Here is an 18,741-nt window from a genome sequence, read left to right on the forward strand (position 1 = left end):
GATCAGCGCCAGCCGAGCTCCGGTGCCACGTGGGTGAGGATGCTCTCCAGCAGATGGGCGTTGTACTCCACCCCGAGCTGGTTCGGGATGGTCAGCAGCAGGGTGTCCGCGGCCTGGATGGCCTCGTCGTCCTTGAGCTGCTTGACCAGGACGTCCGGCTCGGCGGCGTACGAGCGGCCGAAGATGGCCCGGGTGTTCTCGTCGATCATGCCGACCTGGTCCCGCGAGTTGCGGTCCTGGCCGAAGTAGGCCCGGTCCAGCTCGTTGGTCAGCGCGAAGATGCTGCGGCTGACCGAGACCCGCGGCTCGCGCGGATGACCTGCCGCCTTGTACGCCTCGCGGTACGCCTCGATCTGCTTGCGCTGCTGGACGTGCAGCGGTTCGCCCGTCTCGTCGTCCTTCAAGGTGGAACTCTGCAGGTTCATCCCCAGCTGCCCGGCCCAGACGGCGGTCGCGTTGGAGCCGGAACCCCACCAGATCCGGTCACGCAGGCCCTCGGAGTAGGGCTCGACGCGCAGCAGTCCCGGCGGGTTGGGGAACATCGGCCGCGGGTTCGGCGCCGCGAAACCCTCGCCCTCCAGCACCTTGACAAATGCCTCGGTGTGCCGGCGGGCCATGTCCGCGGCGGTCTCGCCCTCCGCCGGGGTGTAACCGAAGTGGCGCCATCCGTCGATCACCTGTTCCGGTGACCCGCGGCTGACACCGAGCTGCAGCCGGCCGCCGGAGATCAGGTCGGCGGCGCCGGCGTCCTCGGCCATGTACAGCGGGTTCTCGTAGCGCATGTCGATGACCCCGGTGCCGATCTCGATCGTCGAGGTCCGTGCACCGATGGCCGCGAGCAGCGGGAACGGGCTGCCCGCCTGCTGCGCGAAATGGTGCACGCGGAAGTACGCGCCGTCCACCCCGAGCTGCTCGGCGGCGACCGCCAGGTCGATGGACTGGTGCAGGAAATCGGCGGCCGAGCGGGTCTTGGAGTGCGCGTTCGGCGACCAGTGGCCGAAGGAAAGGAATCCAATCTTCTTCACATCACCCTCAAGCGTCCGGCGGCCCGCGTTTGATTCCCCGCGTCGGCACATCCGCCCTGACCAGCCCGTGCGGGCGTCTCGCCGCGCAGGCGCGGGCCGGCCCGATTATTCTGGGGTGTGGGTAATGCCACCCGTCGGCAGTGCGGCGCCGCGCTTCGGTGCCAGGACACCTCGGCACCTCGTGCCATGCCGCCGCGAATGTTTTGGAGTCGTTGCCATGTCCCATCATCTCGATTCCTCCGCGGCACGGGCTGACGCCCGGCTGAACATCTCCGACATGTACGTGTTCCGGGGCGACCGCGGCACGGTCCTGGTGATGAACGTGTGCTCCGACTCCGCGGGCCCGGACGCGCCCAAGGGGTTCCACCCCGAAGCCCGGTACGAATTCAAGATCGACGGCACGGGCGACGCCGTCGAGAACCTGACCTACCGCCTCGGTTTCGGAGCGCCGGACACGGACGGGTCGCAACCGGTCGAACTGCGCCGGCTCGTGGGCGCGGAGGCGGCCGACGACACGGCGGACGGCACCGTCCTGCTCACCGGCAGGACAGGGACGACCCTCAGCAGCGGCGGCGGCCTGCGGGTGTGGACCGGCCGCGCCGGCGACCCGTTCTGGATGAACCCGGGCGTGGTGGAGGCCGTGGGCCAGGCGTTCGAACACGGCACGGACGTCGAGCTGCCGGAACCGGATCCGTCGCCCGTGACCAGCCTTTTCTCGGGACAGAAAGTGCAGTCGATCGTGCTGGAGATACCGGACGGCGGTCTGCTGCCCTTCACCCGCGGCAAGGACATCGGCGTATGGGGCGTCACCGCGCTCGCCACCGATGCCGGCGGGTGGCACCGCATCAACAGGTTCGGGCTCCCGATGGTCTCGCCGATCTTCGCCCAGTTCGACAACGAATTCGCCGAACGGCTGAATCAGAGCGAACCCGCCGACGACGCCGACACCTTCCGCCAGGAGATCGCCGACCGGGTCGCCGCGGTGGTCGGCGCCCGGGGCACCACGTCCGATCCGCACACGTACGGTGAGCAGGTCGCCGACCGCATCCTTCCGGACATCCTGCCCTACACGATCGGTACTCCCGCGGTCTTCGGCTTCGCGAAGTTCAACGGCCGGGCGCTGACCGACAACGCCGGCGAGGTCATGTTCTCCCTCACCACCGACAGCGCGCTGGGCGTCGGCCTGGGCAAGGAGGCCGTCGACGCGCCGGCCACCCCGTTCTTCCCCTATCTGGCACCGGCCGCCTGACACACCGCCGTTGCCGCGGTGGCATCCCGTCGGGCGCGGGCACGCGGCCACCATCTCCGCGGTGGCGTCGGGCAGGAGCCGTGACCCGGTCTGCGGCGGGAGCAGCGAGGGGGCGTCATGGTGTCTCCGCGTGGTTCGGGCGGCAGGGCTCGGAGTCGGTTCGGGGTCGGTTCGGTCGGGTTCCCCGACCCCGGAGGAGCGGGCAGAATGACATGGCGCGGCGCCCTCGGGCAGTCCCCGCTCGGAACAGCGGGCCTCCCCAGGATCAGCCCGTCGGCCACACTCTCGGGGGACGGTGCGATGGCACGCACGGGTCGACGTGACCTCGGACGGCTGTTCAACGAGGTGCCGGAGCTCTACGACCGCGTCCGGCCGGGCTACCCGGACGCGTTGTTCGCGGATCTGTTCGCCATCGCCGGCCTGGACGAACGATCCTCGGTACTCGAGGTGGGCTGCGGGACCGGCCAGGCGACGCGTTCGCTGGCCGCGCTCGGATGCGCCGTGACCGCCGTCGAGCCGGGCGCCGCGATGGCCGCACTCGCTCGGCGGCGACTGGCCGCCTTCGGCACCGTGGGCGTGGAGACATCGGCGTTCGAGGGGTGGGACGACCGCGGCGCCCGTTTCGATGCCCTGGTGGCCGCGTCGGCCTGGCACTGGATCGATCCCTCGGCCGGCTGGCGGCGCGCGCACGACGTGCTCCATCCAGGTGGGTGGATCGCCTTGCTGAGCAACGTTGTTGTCCGCCGGCCGGGCGAGCCGGAGGTGTACGCCGAGACCGCCGATCTCCACGAGCGGTTCTCCCCCGGAAACCCCGGCTGGGGTCATCCGCCGCTCGAGAGCGACGTAGGTGCGACCACTGAGGGCTGGGGAGCCGGGGAGGGGGCACCGGTCGGCGAGCCCGGCGGCCTGTTCGGCCCGGCGATCGTGCGCTGCTACCCGACCGTCCAGTGGCTCGACGGCGACGGCTTCGCCGACCTCCTTCGCTCGACGTCGCTGTACCGGGTGCTCGGCGCCGAAGTCCGTGAGCCCCTGCTCGACGCCATCGCCGAGCGCATCCGCGACCGGATGGGCGACCGGGTGTCACGCCGTTACGTGAGCGTCCTGCGGATCGGACAGCGCCTGGCGGAACGCTCCGACGGCGTAGGGGCCTCGGCCGACGGCTCGGCGTGCGGGGCGAGCGGACCAACATGAGTGTTCGGCCGTCGGCACGACCGGCCGCCTCACCTCCGTCCCGGCCGGGATCGGATCCCGGTCCGCTCAGCCTCTGTCGTCCGCCCGGTCGTACACCAGCAGGCCGTCGTCGCGCAGTCGGGCGCCGGCGGTCGGCCGGTGCGGGGCGAGCCGGCCGTCGTGGGCCAGGTGCAGCACCGGGGTCGAGCGGGCGAGCACCGCGAAGTCCGCGATGAGCCGCCGGTGGCAGCGCCACCACAGTGTCTCGGAGCACATGACGGCGGTGCGTACGGTCGGGACCGTCTCCAGCAGCTCGTCCATCGCCGCCACGAACTGCGGGTCCCTGGTGTATCCGGCGTATCCGCGGAAGGAGGCGTTGTTCCAGAAGGTGTCGGGGGAATCCGCCGCGGCCTTGCGGAAGCCGCCGAGCCGCGGCTCCCACCGGTACGCGATTCCCTCCTGGGGCAACCACCGCGCGAGCGCGTCGCGGCCGGAGTCAGGGTGGCGACGGCTTCCGGGAACGGCGCGGACGTCGACCAGGGCCCGTACCCCCGCTCCGCCGAGCAGGGTGGCGATCCGGTCCCGGGTGGCGGTTCCGTGGCCGAAGGTGAGCAGCGGCGCGGGGCCGTCGGAGCCGGTCACCCCTGTGCCGGCACGGTGCCGCGGCGCCGGGTGGGGAGTGTCTGCATGATTCCAGTCTGCGCCGGAGCGGGCGCCGACAGCCGCTGCGACGTGCGGACCGCGCACCGCGCAGACCTGTGGGAGAGGCATCGAACTCAATTACCAGCGCGGGCCGGCCGACCCGGTCGCCCGGTCACCGACGCGCGGCCCGCTCATGGACCCGGGGTCATGGTCGCTTCGGCCGGGGCGAAGCCGCAGCACACGTCGACACCCACACGTTTTCCCCGGCACCGACGGCGATGACAGCAGGGTGACAACCCTGCCGAGGGAGTTCCCGGCCAAACTACGCTTTCCGCACGCCTACCATGGGACATGGCGCGCAAGCCGCCGGCGGGTGCGACAGGCCCCGCCGGCGCAGGGCCGACCCCGGCAGCCGTCGAGGACACCAACCGCGCCATTCCCCACACGCACAACGAAAGCGAGCTGAACGGCCGTGACCGACAACGCCACATTGAAGTCCCAGTATCTTGCCCAGGTCGAGGCCGACTTGGAGCGCACCACCAAGGAGCGGGAGCGTATCGCGGCGGATCTGGCCGCGCTCCAGGAGCAGTTGGCGACCCTCGAGCAGGACCACGCCCTGCTCGTGGGCGTGCATGAGACGCTGGCCGGCGCCATCCCTGCCGCCACCCCCGCCGCCGCGCAGGACACCGAAACGGCCGCCGTACCCGCCGCCGTACCCGCCGCCGTAGCCACTGCCGGACCCACCGATGTGCCGCCGGCCGCGGTGCCGCGGGCCCGCAAGCCCACCACGGCCCGCCGCGCGCCCAAGCCCGCGACCGGAAGCACGAAAACCGCGACCGGAGCCGCGACCAAGGATGCGGGCAACACCGCTACGGGCGGGAGCAGTTCCGCCGCAGCGCCCACCTTGGTGGAACTGGTCACCGCCGATCTCGCCGACCACAGCGAACCGCGCTCGGCCAGCGAAATCACCACCGCGCTCACCCACGCCCACCCGGGCCGGAAGATGCAGACCACCGTCGTGCGCAACACCCTCGAAGCCCTCGTCGCCAAGGGACAGAGCCTGCGCTCCAAGCAGGGCAGGTCCGTCTACTACTCGGCCACCCGGACCGCCGACACGGCCCGCACCGCCGCCCCGGCCGGAAAGAAGCCCACGACCACCGCGTAGGGCCTGCACGTGCCCGACGGCGCCGATCCGTCGTGGCAGGGTGCCGGGTCGGCGCGCCGGACGGGCCCGGCGTCCGGCTGCCGGCGCCGATGGTGTCCCGTGGTGAGTGGGGCGCCGGCTCAGACATGGTGGGAGCCGGTCCCGGACCGTCACCTCGACGCCGGTCCCCCACCGAGACATGAACCGTTCGAGGATCTCCAGCACGGCGCGGTGCAGGTCACCGCGAGGCATGTCGGCGCCGGGCGGGCCGGCGGCAGTCAGCATCTCCTCCACGCGCGCCGCCACCTCGCGGTCGCCCTGCACGCCGTCGTGTCCCCATGAACTGTCCGGATGGAGACTGCGGGCACACATGAGGTGATCGTCGTGGAGGTAGCAGAACTGCGGCCGGACCGGTTTGCCGTGCGCCTCAGCCCAACACTGTCGCGGTGAGCCGGGACACCAACTCCGCCGGAACGTCGGCGGGTTCTGGCGCCGGTGGCGCTACGCTGCTGTGCCGTGCAGGAGACGCGCCTCGACACCGCTCGGATCCGGGCGGCCCGCCAGGTGATCGACCCGATATTTCTCGACACTCCGCTGTACCGCTGCGAGGCGCTGGAGCCCGCCCTCGGGTGCATGGTGAGCATCAAGCTGGAGACGGCCAACCCGGTGCGCAGCTTCAAGGCCCGCGGCACCGAAGTCGTCGCCGGCCTGCTCGCCGGCAGCGGCTCGCCGGCCGTGGTGTGCGCCAGCGCGGGCAACCTCGGCCAGGCCCTCGCCTGGTCCGGTCGCGGCCGGGGGCTCGACGTGACCGTGGTGGCGTCCCGCTTCGCGACGGTGGCCAAGCTCGATCGCATCCGGGCGCTGGACGCCCGGTTGGAGCTGGTGGACGGCGACCACGAGCTGGCTCGTGAGCGGGCGGCGGACATCGCGCGACGCGACGGCATCCGGCTGGTCGAGGACAGTCTGGACATCGAGACCTGCGAGGGCGCGGCGACCATCGGCCTGGAACTGGCCGCCGCCGCGGCGTCGTTCGACGCCGTCCTGATCGCTCTCGGAGGCGGCGCGCTGGCCACGGGCGTGGGTCATGTGCTGAAGGCTTGCGCACCCGGTGTCGAGGTGATCTGCGTCCAGCCGCTGGGCGCACCGGCGATGACGCGCTCGTGGCGCGGGCGGCGCGTCGTGACCACCGATTCGACCGACACCATCGCTGACGGCGTCGCCGGCCGTCGCCCCATCGCGGCCGTCCTGGACGACCTCCTCCTGGTCGCCGACGACGCCGTCCTGGTCCGGGAGGCGTCGATCACCGCCGGTATGCGGATGCTCCTCCAACACGCCGGCCTCGTCGTCGAACCGTCGGCGGCGCTCGGCATCGCCGCCATCCTCGAAGACCGTGAGCGCTTCGCCGGACGACATGTCGTCACCATCGTCTGCGGCAGCAACGTCGACATGGACGCCTACCACCGCTGGGTCGGTGCGGCTCCCCCACCCTGAGCTCGCCCGGGCCGCTCCGGGGCACGGGCCGCACCCGGCCGCACCCGGCCGCACCCGGCCGGACCGGGCAGCCCCGGCAGCACCCCGCGCGCTGGCGCGATCAAACATAGGACGTTAGGATGTCCTAAACATGGGATGACCGGCAGAATCCGGGCGATATCAACCCAGTATCAGCGCAGTATCAACGCAGAATCACGCGAGGCTCACGTGCCCATTCGAACCACCGAACGCGCCAACCTGGTCGACCAGGTGATCGAGCAACTCCGCAGCCTGATCGAATCCGGTGAGTGGGCGATCGGCGCGAAGATCCCCGCTGAACCCGTGCTCAGCGAGATGCTCGGTGTCGGCCGCAACACCGTGCGCGAGGCGGTGCGCGCGCTCGGTTACAGCGGGATGCTGGAGGCCAGGCAGGGCGACGGCACCTATGTGCGCGCGGCCGACGCCCTCGGCGCCGCCCTACGGCGCAGGCTGCGGCACGCCGGGCTGCTGGAGGCGCTGGAGGTCCGCTCGGGTCTGGAGCGCGATGCCGTCCGCCTGGCCGCCGCCCGCCGCGACGACGACGACCTCGCCGCGCTCCGCGACACGCTGCGCGAGCGGGCCGCGGCCTGGGGGTCCGGCCACACCGACGCGGCCGTCCGCGCCGACATCGCCTTCCACCGGGCGGTGGTGGCCGCCGCCCACAACGGCATCCTCGCCGACCTGTACAGCAGCCTCACCGACGCGCTGAGCGCGATCGTCGCCTCGGTCCTCGACGCGCCGCTGCCCCCCGGCCGGCGCTGCCGCCAGGACACCCACCACGACGCCCTGGTCGAGGCGATCGCCGCCGCCGATCCCGACGCCGCGGTCGCCTGCGTCGACGAGTACATCGAGGAAGCGGTGGCCTCCGTGCGGGCCCTGCTGGACGCGGACCCGCCGCCGTTGCGGCGTGCCGCCGAGGAAGAGGACGGTGCGCGATGACCACCGCCCCGAACCGCCGGGCCGGCGGGCAGGTGCGCCCGGACGCCCTCCTGCCGGTGGATCGGGCCCGGCCGCCGGTCGCGAAGGCCGGCGTCCTGCTCGCCGTCGGCATCATGGTCCTGGCGCTCAATCTGCGCACGTCGATCGTCGCCGTCTCCCCGATGCTCGACACCATCCGGCACGACACCGGCATGTCGACCGCCGCGGCCGGTCTGCTCACGACGCTGCCACTGCTGTGCTTCGGCCTGCTCGCACCGCTGGTGCCCCGGCTGGGACGCCGGTTCGGCACCGAGCCGGTCCTGCTCGCCACCATGGTGACCATCTGCGCCGGCACCGCGCTGCGCCTGGTCCCCTCCGCACCCGCGCTGCTGGGCGGCACCGTCGTGATCGGCGCGGGCATCGCGGTCGCGAACGTGCTGCTGCCCGGGCTGATCAAGCGGGAGTTCGGCTCGCGGGTCGGCCTCATGACCGGGCTCTACTCGATGTCGCTGTCCCTCGGCGCCGCGCTCGCGGCCGGTATCACCGTCCCGCTGGGCCGCCTCGCACACACCGACTGGCGGACGACGCTGGCGATGTGGGGTCTGCTCGCGGTGGTCGGGCTGATCGTGTGGGCTCCCCAGGTGCGCCGCCGCACCCGGCGGGCGGCGACCGGGGTCGGTGCGGCGGTCCGGCCGGTACGCGGCCTGTGGCGCCATCCGGTCGCCTGGCTGGTCACCGCGTTCATGGGCCTGCAGTCCCTCGGGTTCTACGCCCTCACCGCGTACCTGCCCACCGTGCTGACCGACGCGGGCATGTCGCAGGATTCGGCGGGGTGGATGCTGTCCCTGGCGAATCTGCTGGGCATCGTGGGCGCGTTCTGCGCGCCGGTGCTGGCGGCCCGGGGCGTGCGGCCGGCCGTGCTCGCCACGGTCACCACGGTTTTCACGGCGTGCGGTCTCACCGGACTCACCCTCGCGCCGGTCTCGGGCGTCTACGCGTGGATCGTGGTGCTGGGCCTCGGCCAGGGCGCGACCTTCTCGCTGGCGATGCTCTTCATCGTGCTGCGCGCGCCGGACGGCAGGCACGCGGCACAACTGTCCGGCATGGCGCAGTGCTGCGGTTACCTGCTGGCGGCGGCCGGGCCGCTGGCCCTGGGCGCCGTCCACCAGATGAGCGGCGGCTGGACCGTGCCGCTCGTGGCCCTGCTCGCCCTGCTCGTACCGCAGACCGTCGCGGGCCTCGGTGCGGCTCGAAACCGGCATGCCGCCCCGGAACAGCCGGCGTTGTAGGCACGGTCCGCCGCGTCCGGCCGGCCCGAAAACGGGTGGAGCCGCCCTCCCGTGCGGCGTTAGCGTGCTCCCACCCGCAGCCACCCCGTCAAGGACGTGCCGTTGTACACCCGATGAGACCCCCGAGCGCTGATCCGTCGCGCGTCGCGCAACCGCGCCGCGCTCCTTTCCGCTGCGGTCCTCTCACGGAACCGGTGTTGCCTGTGTCCACAACCTGGGTGGTCGTGCCCACCTGCCTGCCGATCGTTCTCCGCCGTTGCCACCGCTGCGCCGCCGGGCGCTGCCGGGTGAACGGCGCGTCCCGCGGCGACGCCGATCACCTGCTCCTCGACGGCTGGCGCCTCGCGCTGTGCCCGGGGTGCGGGTGCGCCACCGGGCCCGCTGCCCTGGAGCGGCTGAATGTGCGCTCCCCGCTGCCCGCGCGCCAGGACCCGCCGGTACGGCGCCGCACCGTGGGCGGCCCGGGTCGGAGCGACCGGCCGGCCTGGCAGTCGCCGTACGGTCCGCCGCCGCACCGGGCACACCGGGGCCGGTAGGCGCGCGGGCCGGTGTTGGCCAGGCCGCCGGCCACGGTGCCGTACGGGCACCTCTGCGGCCGGTGCGACTGATCTCGCCAGGGGTTTCGGCCTCTGCCGACCAGGGCCGCCCGCCGGCGTGAAGGCTCACGCGGCGGGCGGCCGTCGGACGTTCCCCGACGGGCGGACGTGGTCGGGGCGGAGCACCGTGGTGCGGGCCGGCGGCCGGCTCGGACGCCGCCGTCCGGCTCCGCACACGACCGGCCGACGGGTCCTAGCCGAGAGTGAAGTCGTCGGCGGTGACCGCGCCCAGGCCGTACCAGCCGTGGACGTAGACGGTGACGCTCCCGCTGCTGCCGGTGGTGAAGGTGGTGGTCAGCTGGTTCCAACTCGCGCTGTTGGACCAGGTGCTGGCGGTGGCGCCGCCGCTGACGCCGATGTAGGAGTAGGGGCCCTGGACCCAAGCGGTAAGCGTGTAGCTGTGGTTGGGGGACAGCGTGACGCTCTGGTCGCATTCGCCGGTGCTGCTGGCGCTGGGCGTGATCTGCAGGGCGTGGCTGCCGGTGTGGACCGGGCCGGAGACGACCGCGCCGCCGCTCGCGCAGGTCCAGGGGCTGAGGCTGCCGGTCTCGAAGCCCGCGTTGGCCAGCGGGCCCCCGCCGCCCCCTCCCCCGCCGGTGGTGCCGGTGACGGTGAGCGTGTAGGTCGCGCTGTGGCTGCCGGTCGAGGCACTGCCCGTGACCGTGATCGGGTAGGTGCCGGCGGGCACCGACGAGCCGACCGTCGCCTTCAGCATCGAGGTGCCGCCGGATGTGACGGACGCGGGGCTGAAGGCGACGCCGACCCCGGAGGGCGCGCCGGCGGCGGAAAGGCTCACGGACTCGGCGCTGCCGGCCGCGACGGCTGTGGACACGGTCGTACTGGCGGAGCCGCCCTGGGCGGCCGACCCGGAGCCCGGCGACACGGACAGCGAGAAGTCACTGGTCGTACCGCCGCCGCCACCGCCGCCGCCCGATGTGCCCTCGTACGGCACGAACTTGTCGGTGAAGGCGAGGCTGCTCTGGCTGATCTCACTGCACGTGGACAGCGAGTTGGCGCTGCCGCTGCACGGCTGGTCGCGGTTGGCCGACCAGAACGCCAGCCGTCCGACGCCGTTCTGCGCGGCGAAGGTCTCGACGGTCTGGGCGTCCGCCAGGGTGAAGGTGGAGCCGTCGTCGTTCTTGCCGATCATCGGGGTGATCCCGAGGTTGGCGTAGGTGTAGCCGGAGTCGACGGACTTCATCTGCGCCAGTGTCGCCTGGGCGGCGGAGACCGAGCCCTGGCCCATCTCGGTGCCGGCGCCGGCGTAGTAGTCCATGGTCATGATGTTGACCACGTCGATCTTGATGCCGGCGTTCTTGGCGGCCTTGAGGATGTTGACGCCGTCATTGGTCAACCCGTTGGCCAGCACCGGCAGGGTCATCGAGAACTGCAGGCCGGGATTCGACGCCTTGAGGTCCTTCATCGCCTGCATCTGGCGGGCCGCGGCGGCGGTGTCCGCGATGGCCGCGCCCTCGATGTCGAAATCGAGCTGACTGACGCCGTAGTCGTTGATGATGGCCTGGTAACCGGCGTCGATGCTGCTCTGGTTGGAGCAGGTCCAGGCGAGCGCCAGGCCGCTCGCACCGCCCGAGGAGATGATGACGGAGGCGCCCTCGGACTTCGCCCGGGCGATCTCGGGGTCGGTGAAGGAGTCGGCCCCGATGGGGAGTGTGTCGCCCCAGATCTGGGTACAGCCTTCGCCGAGCACGAAAGCGGCGGTGTACGCCTTCAGGTGGTGCCCGGTGATGGCGGTGTCGAGCAGGCCTTCCTGGCCGTTCGACATGTCGACGTAGGGGGCTACGGAGTAGACGCTGCTCGTTGCGGCGTTGCCGGCCGGTGCCAGGGCGGCGACCGCGCCGGTGGTCGCGAGCGCCAGCGCGCAGGCGGAAGCGGCAAATCTAGCCAGGTGCATGACATGACCCCTCGTGGGGCTGCCCGATGGGCAGGGAGTGGTGGGGGTGTTGGCGCCCAGGCCTGGCGTTGGTACATACCAAACCGCGTGCAAGCCGTCACGTCAAGAGGACTAGACCAACCCGGGTTCGTCGGCCGCGACCGGCCGACCGCGAGCGCGGTTCGACGCTCCTGGCGCGCGCCCACCACCGGCTGCGGAACCGCCGACCACCCTTCCGCCGGGCGCCGGTGCCACCAGCCTTCCCCGAGCACGACCGGCGCCGCCGGGTCCGTGCAGGCGTCCGCTGCTCGAAATCCCCGTCGAGTCGCGGGCGGGAACCGATCGGCGGTCCGGTCGCGCAACACGGTGGCCCCGGTGGCGCCATCTTGGCACCACGACGATGCCACAGCACGGCATCCACCTCGGTCCCATGACGGGTCGAAGTGACTGTCGTAGGGACAAACATGCAGGTGAGAAGAATTGGCGCCAACCTGGACGCCTGATGGCTCGCCATGGCGCCATAGATGTGCCATGATGGCGTCATGGATCTCACGCCCTACGTCGACAACCTTCGGCAGGAGCTCGCCGTTGCCGCGGAGGCCGGCGGCGACGACGCCCGCGCCCTGGCCGAGCGGCTCACCGCCCCCCTGGAGTCCGCCGCCCGGCTGACCCTCCTCAACGCGCTGTCCGCCGCCATGGGCGAGGTCACCCGGGAGCTGGCGCCGGGCTCGGTCGACGTACGACTGCGCGGACTCGACCCGGAGTTCGTGGTGACCGCGCCCCCCGCCCCCGAGCCGTTCCGGGAGGCGCGGGACCAGGTCGCGGCCCCCGCCGCCGGCGGGCCGCCGGAGCCCGTCAACGCCGACGCCGACGACGGCGCCATGGCGCGGATCAATTTCCGCCTGCCCGCCCACCTCAAGGCCCGCGCCGAGTACGCCGCGACAGCGGAGGGCCTGTCGGTCAACGCGTGGCTGGTGCGCGCCGTGTCCACAGCCCTCGACGGCGGGGAGCGCGCGGACCCGCCGGGCCGGGTCAGGGACTCCGGCAGCCGGGGCTTCACCGGCTGGGTCCGCTAGGCCGTGTCTGACAAATCCCGCCTGCCCCGCGACGCCTGGCACGCGCGCTCGCTGCGTTGTCGGGGTCGTCCGAGTAGCCCACTACGAGGACACCCTCCCCCAGCTATCGCTGGGAGGTGCCCCCACCGCCTTGCGATCGCACGCACCAGACGCCGCGGGGCCCCGCCCTGCGGGCGGACGGCGCTATTTGTCAGACACGGCCTAGCAACCGCCGGCTCCCCTCCAACGGGACCGCCGGCCCGCCCCACCTACTTCACCGGCGGGATCACCGATCCCGCCGACGCCCCTCATCACCCGCCCCACCAGCGGGATCACCGACCGAGCCACGAGGACGGAACCTCCATGCCTGCTTTCGAAACCCCCGAACCCATCACCGCCACCATCGAGTTGGACGCCGGCACCGCCCGTATCACCGCCGGCAAGCGCACCGACACCGTCGTGGAGGTGCTGCCGAGCAACGGGTCGGACGACAACGACGTACGCGCCGTGCAGCAGACCCAGGTCACCTGCGCGGGCGGCCGCCTCACGGTCAAGACGCCCAAGAAGCGCTCCCCGTTCGGCCGGCCCGGCTCCGTCGAGGTGAGCGTCGAACTGCCCGCCGGATCCGATGTCCGGGGCGCCTCGGGCATGGGCAGCTTCTACTGCGACGGCCGCCTCGGGGAGGTCACGCTCAAGACGTCGCTCGGCGACCTCCAGGTGGATGAGGCGGCCGGCGCCGGCCTGAAGACCGACCACGGCGACATCCGCCTGACCCGCTCGACCGGCGACATCGAAGTCATCGGCTCGGGCCGGATCGAGATCGGCACGGTCGACGGCACGGCCCTGGTCAAGAACGGCAACGGCGCGACCAGGGTCGGTGAGATCACCGGCAGCCTGACGACCAGTGCGGCCAACGGCGACATCTCCGTCGGCATCGCGCACAGCAGCGTCGCCGCCAAGTCCGCCAACGGCCGGATCGAGGTCGGCGTCGCCCACGCCGGGGTCGACGCGGCCTCCTCCAACGGCGGCATCCGCGTCGGCGACGTCGCCCGCGGCCGTATCGACCTGCGTACCTCCGTCGGTGACCTCGAAGTGGGCATCCGCGAAGGGACCGCCGCCTGGCTCGACCTGAACCCCAAGTACGGCACGGTACGCAATGCGCTCGGCCCCACCACCGGCCCCGCGGACTCCGACGAGACGGTCGAGGTGCACGCCCGGAGCTCGGCCGGCGACATCATCATCCGCCGCGCCTGACCCGGCCGGTGCCAACTCCCCACCCCCGAAAGGAACGCGGCATGACCGCCGACCGGACATCCGCACCGACCGGCCCGAACACCACGGCGTCGGCGATCACCGCGAAGGGACTGCGCAAGTCCTACGGCGACAAGCTCGTGCTCGACGGCATCGACCTGGACGTCGCCGAGGGGACCGTCTTCGGTCTGCTCGGACCCAACGGCGCCGGCAAGACGACGGTCGTCACCATCCTGTCCACCCTCGTCTCCCCCGACCCCGGCTCCGGCCCCGTGTGCGTCGGCGGCCACGACCTGGCCGCCGACCCGCAGGGCGTGCGCGCCGCGATCGGCGTCACCGGGCAGTTCTCCGCCGTCGACGGCCTGATCACCGGCGAGGAGAACATGCTCCTCATGGCGGACCTGCACCACCTGCCCAGGCGTGCGGGGCGGCGGGTCGCCGCCGAACTGCTGGAGCGCTTCGACCTGGTCGAGGCCGCGAAGAAGCCCGTCTCCACCTACTCCGGCGGTATGAAGCGCCGCCTCGACATCGCCATGACCCTGGTCGGCGACCCGCGGATCATCTTCCTCGACGAGCCGACCACCGGCCTCGACCCGCGCTCGCGGCACACCATGTGGCAGATCATCCGCGAACTCGTCGCGGGCGGCGTCACCGTCTTCCTCACCACCCAGTACCTGGAGGAGGCCGACGAACTCGCCGACCGCATCGCGGTGCTCAACAACCGCCGGATCGCCGCCCAGGGCACCGCCGAGGAGCTCAAACGGCTGGTCCCCGGCGGCCACGTACGCCTCCGCTTCGCCGACCCGTCCGGGTACCGGAGCGCCGCCCGGGCCCTGCGCGAGGTCACCCGGGACGACGACGCGCTGGCGCTGCGGATCCCCAGCGACGGCAGCCAGCGCGAGCTGCGCGCCGTCCTCGACCGGCTGGACGCGGCCGGCGTCGAGGCCGACGAGCTGACCGTGCACACCCCCGACCTCGACGACGTGTTCTTCGCCCTGACCGCCACCGGCACCACCACCGCCACCGCCACCCAGGCCCACTCGCCGAACCCGCCCCACCAGCCCGAGGAGGCCGTCCGATGAGTTCCCTGGCCCTCGCCGTACGCGACTCGGCCACGATGCTGCGCCGCAACCTCCTGCACGCACGGCGCTACCCGTCCCTGACCCTGAACCTGTTGCTCACTCCGGTCATGCTGCTGTTGCTGTTCGTCTACGTCTTCGGTGGCGTCATGAGCGCGGGCATCGGCGCCGGCAGCAGCGGGGGCGGGGGCGGCGCCGACCGCTCCGCGTACATCGCGTACATCGTCCCGGGCATCGTGATGATGACCATCGGCGGCACCGTGGTCGGGACCGCGGTGTCCGTGTCCAACGACAACACCGAGGGGATCATCGCCCGGTTCCGCACCATGGCGATCCACCGCGGGTCCGTGATCATCGGGCACGTGGTCGGCAGTGTGCTCCAGTCGATCATGAGCGTGGTCCTCGTGGGGGCCGTCGCCGTGGCCATCGGCTTCCGGTCCACGGACGCCACGGCGCCGGAATGGCTGGCGGCGTTCGGGCTGCTCGTGCTCTTCGCCCTCGCGCTGACCTGGATCGCGGTAGGCATGGGCCTGATCAGCCCGAACGCCGAGGCCGCCAGCAACAACGCGCTGCCGCTGATCCTGCTGCCGCTCCTGTCCAGTGCCTTCGTCCCGATCGACGCGATGCCGGGGTGGTTCCGGCCGATCGCCGAGTACCAGCCGTTCACCCCCGCCATCGAGACCCTGCGCGGGCTGCTGCTCGGCAGCAGGATCGGCGACAACGGATGGCTGGCCGTGCTCTGGTGCCTGGGGCTGGCGGTGCTCGGCTACTTCTGGTCGGTCGCGACGTTCAACCGCGACCCGGCGTAGTGGCCTCCCCGGCGGGGAGGCGCCGAGGCTGGGTCGCGCTTGCGCAATCCCTTGACAGCGGGGACCCGCAGGCCGAATATTCACCCAAACATCGGATGTAAGTGCCCGGGAGGCCCTGCTCGCTCAGACACGACCTCCCCCGCTCCCCCCACTCACTCCCCACCTCAGCCCACATCTCGCCAGCCAACCCCGCTCGCCGAAGACCCTCGCTCCCTCACAGGGCCTCCGACGTCTGCGACGCCCGGTCGTTCCGCCCGATACCCGGATCCCCCCACACCGGAACGCCCTCGATGGAGCGCGCGCCGGCCCCGCCTCCGCCCGGCCACGCCCCCTCGACCGCCCTCCGGTCATCCGCGCACCGCACCTCGGCACCAGGGAAGGACCACTCGTGTCACCACAAGGCTCGATCACGCGGAGACTTCTGCACCGCATCTGCACCGTCGGGGCCGTCCTGAGTGTGGCGCTGGTGGCGCCCGCCGTTCAGTCCGCCGGCGCCGCGTCCTCCGTGACGCTCTATGCCTCACCGTCCGGCGCGGGCTCGGCCTGCTCCGCCTCGGCCCCGTGCTCGCTGCCGGGGGCCCAGAGCGCCGTACGGACGCAGCTGGCCGCCAACGGCTCCGCCGACGTCAGCGTGCTGCTGGCAGACGGTACGTACCATCTGTCGAGCACCTGGACGCTCGGCGCGGCGGACTCCGGCACCGCGGGCCACCCCGTGGTGTGGAAGGCCGCAGCGGGCGCGCATCCGGTGATCTCCGGCGCCTCGCAGGTCACCGGATGGACGCAGCTCGGATCGAGCGGCGTCTGGTCCGCCCCGGTGCCCACCACCAGCAACAGCCGCCAGCTGTACGTGGGCGGTCACGAGGCGCCCATCGCGCAGGCTTCCCCGTCGAGTCTGGGTTTCCGGGGCTCGTGGACGGGATCGTCGACCGGGTACTCGATCTCCGGCGACCAGGCGGCGATGGCGTGGTTCGGGTCGCTGACCGCAAGCCAGGTGGCCGGGGTGGAATTCGACTACCCCGGCGGCAATGGGCCGTGGACCGAGTCGAGGTGTCGGGTGGCGAGCTTCTCGGCGTCGGCCGGCACGCTGAAGATGAGCCAGCCCTGCTGGACCGACGTGACCGCCCGGGCGTCCTTCGCGCAAGGCAGCGGCGGCCTGCCGTCCATGTCGACCGGCACCATGCCCGCGCTCGTCGAAAACGCGCAGACCCTGCTCGGTTCCGGCCAGTGGTTCCTGGACGGCGCCGGCGGCACGCTCTACTACAAGCCCTCAGCGGGTCAGCAGATGAGCAGCCTCGACGTCGAACTGCCCCATCTCGAATCGCTCGTCCGAGGCGCCGGAACACTTGCCGCGCCCCTGCACGACATCACCTTCAGCGGCCTCCAGTTCTCGTACGCGACCTGGAACGCGCCCTCCACGAGTTCCGGATTCGCCGACGTGCAGAGCAATCTGCGGATGACCGGCGCGAACAACCAGAGCATGTGCAATTTCTCCACGCCTGCAGGAAGCTGCCCCTGGGGATCGCTGACCCAGCCCCTGGCGAACGTCGCGTTCAGCGCCTCCAAGAACGTCACCCTCACCGGCGACCGGTTCGCCGAACTCGGCGGCGCCGGCCTGAGCGTGATGTACGGATCCGCCAACACCCTCATTCAGGGCAATGAGTTCACCGATATCGCCTCCACGGCGATCCTCCTCGGGTGCACCTACGACCCGTTGCCGACCGACTCCTCCGAGGCTGCGGGAATCAAGCAGAACTGCACTCCCGACGCCTCGGCGGTCAGCGGCGACACGATCGGCGGCAACGAGATCCTCACCGGCACCACCGTGTCGGACGACCTCATCCATCACATCGGTACCGACTACTCGTCGGCCAGCGGCATCACCCTGCTGTTCTCGCAGCACACCACCATCACCCGGAACAACCTCTACGACCTGCCCTACACCGGCATCACCGCCGGCGTCGTCCAGGGACACGTCGACCAGGCGAGCACCCCGCAGAACAGCACCAACATCAACAGCTCCAACACCATCAGTGACAACATCCTGCACAACTACCTGTCGGTCCGCAGCGACGGCGGCGCGGTGTACGTCGAGGGACACCAGGCGCAGTACGTGTACCAATCGGACGGCACCACCATCGACCCGGTGCAGACCTTGGCCAAGGGCCTTCAGGTCACGGGCAATGTCGCCTACGGCGGCCCGACGACCAACTTCACCTACTACGACGACGCCGGCTCGGAATGGGTGAACTGGCAGGGCAATGTCGCCTTCGGCGCCGGCGCCAGCGCGCAGGGCGGCTGCAGCCCGACGGGCCACTTCTGGATCACCGGCAACTACTTCTCCGCGAACACCCAGTCCTACCCCTGCGCCCAGCCGGTCGACACGCACGCCAGCGGGAACACCACCATCCCCGCGACGCCGAAGCCCGCCGACCTCCCCAGCGCCCTGCTGAGCGCCGCGGGTGCGGGTTCGGGCTCCTTCGCGCCGGTCCTCCAGGTCAGCCCCAGCATCTTCTACGTGTCACCCACCGCCAACGCCACACAGGTCCTGCTCGCCGGCGAGGGCTTCGGCCCCTCGACGCCGGTGTACATCGGCAGCACCCAGGTCAGCAACGTGACCCACCTGTCCAGCGGCTTCATGATCGTACCGATCCCGGCCGGCACCTCCGCCGGACAGATCTCCGTCACCCCGCAACTCCCCGGCACCACCCGGCTCAACGACACCGACAGCAGCATCACCTACAGCGGCTTCTCGTATCAGAGCGGGCGCACCTACGGCGACTACCAGAGCGATGTCCACTACGCGACGGCCAACGGATCGACCGCGTCGCTCACCTTCACCGGGACCGGGATCCAGGTCTACGGCGAGCAGTTCACCGACCAGGGAAACATCGGCATCAGCATCGACGGCGGAACCCAGCAGACCGTCAGCACCCTGCCGAGCGACGGCGCGCGGCACGCGAACGTCGCGGTCTACACCTCCGGCACCCTCTCCTCGGGCACGCACCACATCGTGGTGACCAAGCTGTCCGGCCAGTACAGCACCCTGGACGGCTTCACCACGCACACCGGCTGAGCGCAGCGGCCGCGGCGCGAACGCGGCCCGGTCCGTCGATG

At 71.7% G+C, this 18,741-nt stretch carries 14 protein-coding genes; 11 read left to right on the forward strand and 3 right to left on the reverse strand.

Annotated elements, in window-relative coordinates; translation table 11 throughout:
• Positions 1-2: 2 nt before the first annotated feature.
• Complete coding sequence (locus tag GA0115240_RS18325) at positions 3-1,025, reverse strand: LLM class flavin-dependent oxidoreductase (RefSeq protein ID WP_093737747.1); 1,023 nt, start codon at positions 1,023-1,025, stop codon at positions 3-5.
• A 217-nt stretch (positions 1,026-1,242) separates the two neighbouring features.
• Here GA0115240_RS18325 and GA0115240_RS18330 point away from each other — a divergent pair, with 217 nt between their 5' ends.
• Complete coding sequence (locus GA0115240_RS18330) at positions 1,243-2,274, forward strand: DUF4331 family protein (RefSeq protein WP_093737748.1); 1,032 nt, start codon at positions 1,243-1,245, stop codon at positions 2,272-2,274.
• Positions 2,275-2,574: 300 nt separating this feature from the next.
• A complete protein-coding gene (locus GA0115240_RS18335) occupies positions 2,575-3,465 on the forward strand; it encodes a class I SAM-dependent methyltransferase (protein WP_093737749.1) in 891 nt (296 codons plus the stop codon).
• Positions 3,466-3,531: 66 nt separating this feature from the next.
• Here the strand turns inward: GA0115240_RS18335 and GA0115240_RS18340 are convergent, their stop codons facing one another.
• Positions 3,532-4,086: a DUF488 domain-containing protein gene (locus tag GA0115240_RS18340; protein WP_256069872.1), complete on the reverse strand. Its 555-nt coding sequence runs from the start codon at positions 4,084-4,086 to the stop codon at positions 3,532-3,534.
• Positions 4,087-4,558: 472 nt separating this feature from the next.
• On the opposite strand from GA0115240_RS18340, the gene GA0115240_RS39035 reads away from it, so the two are divergent.
• The 4 genes from GA0115240_RS39035 to GA0115240_RS18360 all read left to right on the forward strand — a co-directional run bounded on the left by GA0115240_RS39035 (position 4,559) and on the right by GA0115240_RS18360 (position 8,946).
• The gene (locus tag GA0115240_RS39035; protein ID WP_093737751.1) at positions 4,559-5,251 is read left to right on the forward strand and encodes a hypothetical protein; all 693 of its coding nucleotides are present in this window, start codon (positions 4,559-4,561) and stop codon (positions 5,249-5,251) included.
• Positions 5,252-5,746: 495 nt separating this feature from the next.
• On the forward strand, positions 5,747-6,721 hold the full coding sequence (locus GA0115240_RS18350) for a threonine ammonia-lyase (protein WP_093737752.1): 975 nt from the start codon (positions 5,747-5,749) through the stop codon (positions 6,719-6,721).
• A gap of 207 nt (positions 6,722-6,928) precedes the next feature.
• Positions 6,929-7,678, forward strand: a complete 750-nt coding sequence (locus tag GA0115240_RS18355) for a FadR/GntR family transcriptional regulator (RefSeq protein WP_093737753.1) — start codon at positions 6,929-6,931, stop codon at positions 7,676-7,678.
• A complete protein-coding gene (locus tag GA0115240_RS18360; RefSeq protein ID WP_107407165.1) occupies positions 7,675-8,946 on the forward strand; it encodes a CynX/NimT family MFS transporter in 1,272 nt (423 codons plus the stop codon). The genes GA0115240_RS18355 and GA0115240_RS18360 overlap by 4 nt, the downstream gene beginning before the upstream one ends.
• Before the next feature lie 789 nt (positions 8,947-9,735).
• Here GA0115240_RS18360 and GA0115240_RS18370 read toward each other — a convergent pair.
• On the reverse strand, positions 9,736-11,454 hold the full coding sequence (locus GA0115240_RS18370; protein WP_093737755.1) for a chitinase: 1,719 nt from the start codon (positions 11,452-11,454) through the stop codon (positions 9,736-9,738).
• 521 nt (positions 11,455-11,975) lie between these two features.
• On the opposite strand from GA0115240_RS18370, the gene GA0115240_RS18375 reads away from it, so the two are divergent.
• The 5 genes from GA0115240_RS18375 to GA0115240_RS18395 all read left to right on the forward strand — a co-directional run bounded on the left by GA0115240_RS18375 (position 11,976) and on the right by GA0115240_RS18395 (position 18,700).
• A complete protein-coding gene (locus tag GA0115240_RS18375; RefSeq protein WP_093737756.1) occupies positions 11,976-12,509 on the forward strand; it encodes a toxin-antitoxin system HicB family antitoxin in 534 nt (177 codons plus the stop codon).
• A gap of 342 nt (positions 12,510-12,851) precedes the next feature.
• Positions 12,852-13,742, forward strand: coding sequence for a DUF4097 family beta strand repeat-containing protein (locus GA0115240_RS18380; RefSeq protein WP_093737757.1), 891 nt, complete (start codon positions 12,852-12,854; stop codon positions 13,740-13,742).
• 41 nt (positions 13,743-13,783) lie between these two features.
• On the forward strand, positions 13,784-14,821 hold the full coding sequence (locus GA0115240_RS18385; protein WP_093737758.1) for an ATP-binding cassette domain-containing protein: 1,038 nt from the start codon (positions 13,784-13,786) through the stop codon (positions 14,819-14,821).
• Positions 14,818-15,627, forward strand: coding sequence for an ABC transporter permease (locus GA0115240_RS18390; RefSeq protein ID WP_093737759.1), 810 nt, complete (start codon positions 14,818-14,820; stop codon positions 15,625-15,627). Before GA0115240_RS18385 ends, GA0115240_RS18390 begins: the two co-directional genes overlap by 4 nt.
• Before the next feature lie 388 nt (positions 15,628-16,015).
• The gene (locus tag GA0115240_RS18395; RefSeq protein WP_093737760.1) at positions 16,016-18,700 is read left to right on the forward strand and encodes a right-handed parallel beta-helix repeat-containing protein; all 2,685 of its coding nucleotides are present in this window, start codon (positions 16,016-16,018) and stop codon (positions 18,698-18,700) included.
• Positions 18,701-18,741: the final 41 nt, after the last annotated feature.

The organism is Streptomyces sp. DvalAA-14 (assembly GCF_900091855.1).
Classification (GTDB): domain Bacteria; phylum Actinomycetota; class Actinomycetes; order Streptomycetales; family Streptomycetaceae; genus Actinacidiphila.

Excerpts from the sequence above, each read along its gene's own strand:
- GA0115240_RS18330 (WP_093737748.1), top strand. The coding sequence starts at position 1,243 with ATGTCCCATCATCTCGATTCCTCCGCGGCACGGGCTGACGCCCGGCTG.
- GA0115240_RS18335 (WP_093737749.1), top strand. The coding sequence starts at position 2,575 with ATGGCACGCACGGGTCGACGTGACCTCGGACGGCTGTTCAACGAGGTG.
- GA0115240_RS18360 (WP_107407165.1), top strand. The coding sequence starts at position 7,675 with ATGACCACCGCCCCGAACCGCCGGGCCGGCGGGCAGGTGCGCCCGGAC.
- GA0115240_RS18370 (WP_093737755.1), bottom strand. The coding sequence starts at position 11,454 with ATGCACCTGGCTAGATTTGCCGCTTCCGCCTGCGCGCTGGCGCTCGCG.
- GA0115240_RS18375 (WP_093737756.1), top strand. The coding sequence starts at position 11,976 with ATGGATCTCACGCCCTACGTCGACAACCTTCGGCAGGAGCTCGCCGTT.
- GA0115240_RS18380 (WP_093737757.1), top strand. The coding sequence starts at position 12,852 with ATGCCTGCTTTCGAAACCCCCGAACCCATCACCGCCACCATCGAGTTG.
- GA0115240_RS18385 (WP_093737758.1), top strand. The coding sequence starts at position 13,784 with ATGACCGCCGACCGGACATCCGCACCGACCGGCCCGAACACCACGGCG.
- GA0115240_RS18390 (WP_093737759.1), top strand. The coding sequence starts at position 14,818 with ATGAGTTCCCTGGCCCTCGCCGTACGCGACTCGGCCACGATGCTGCGC.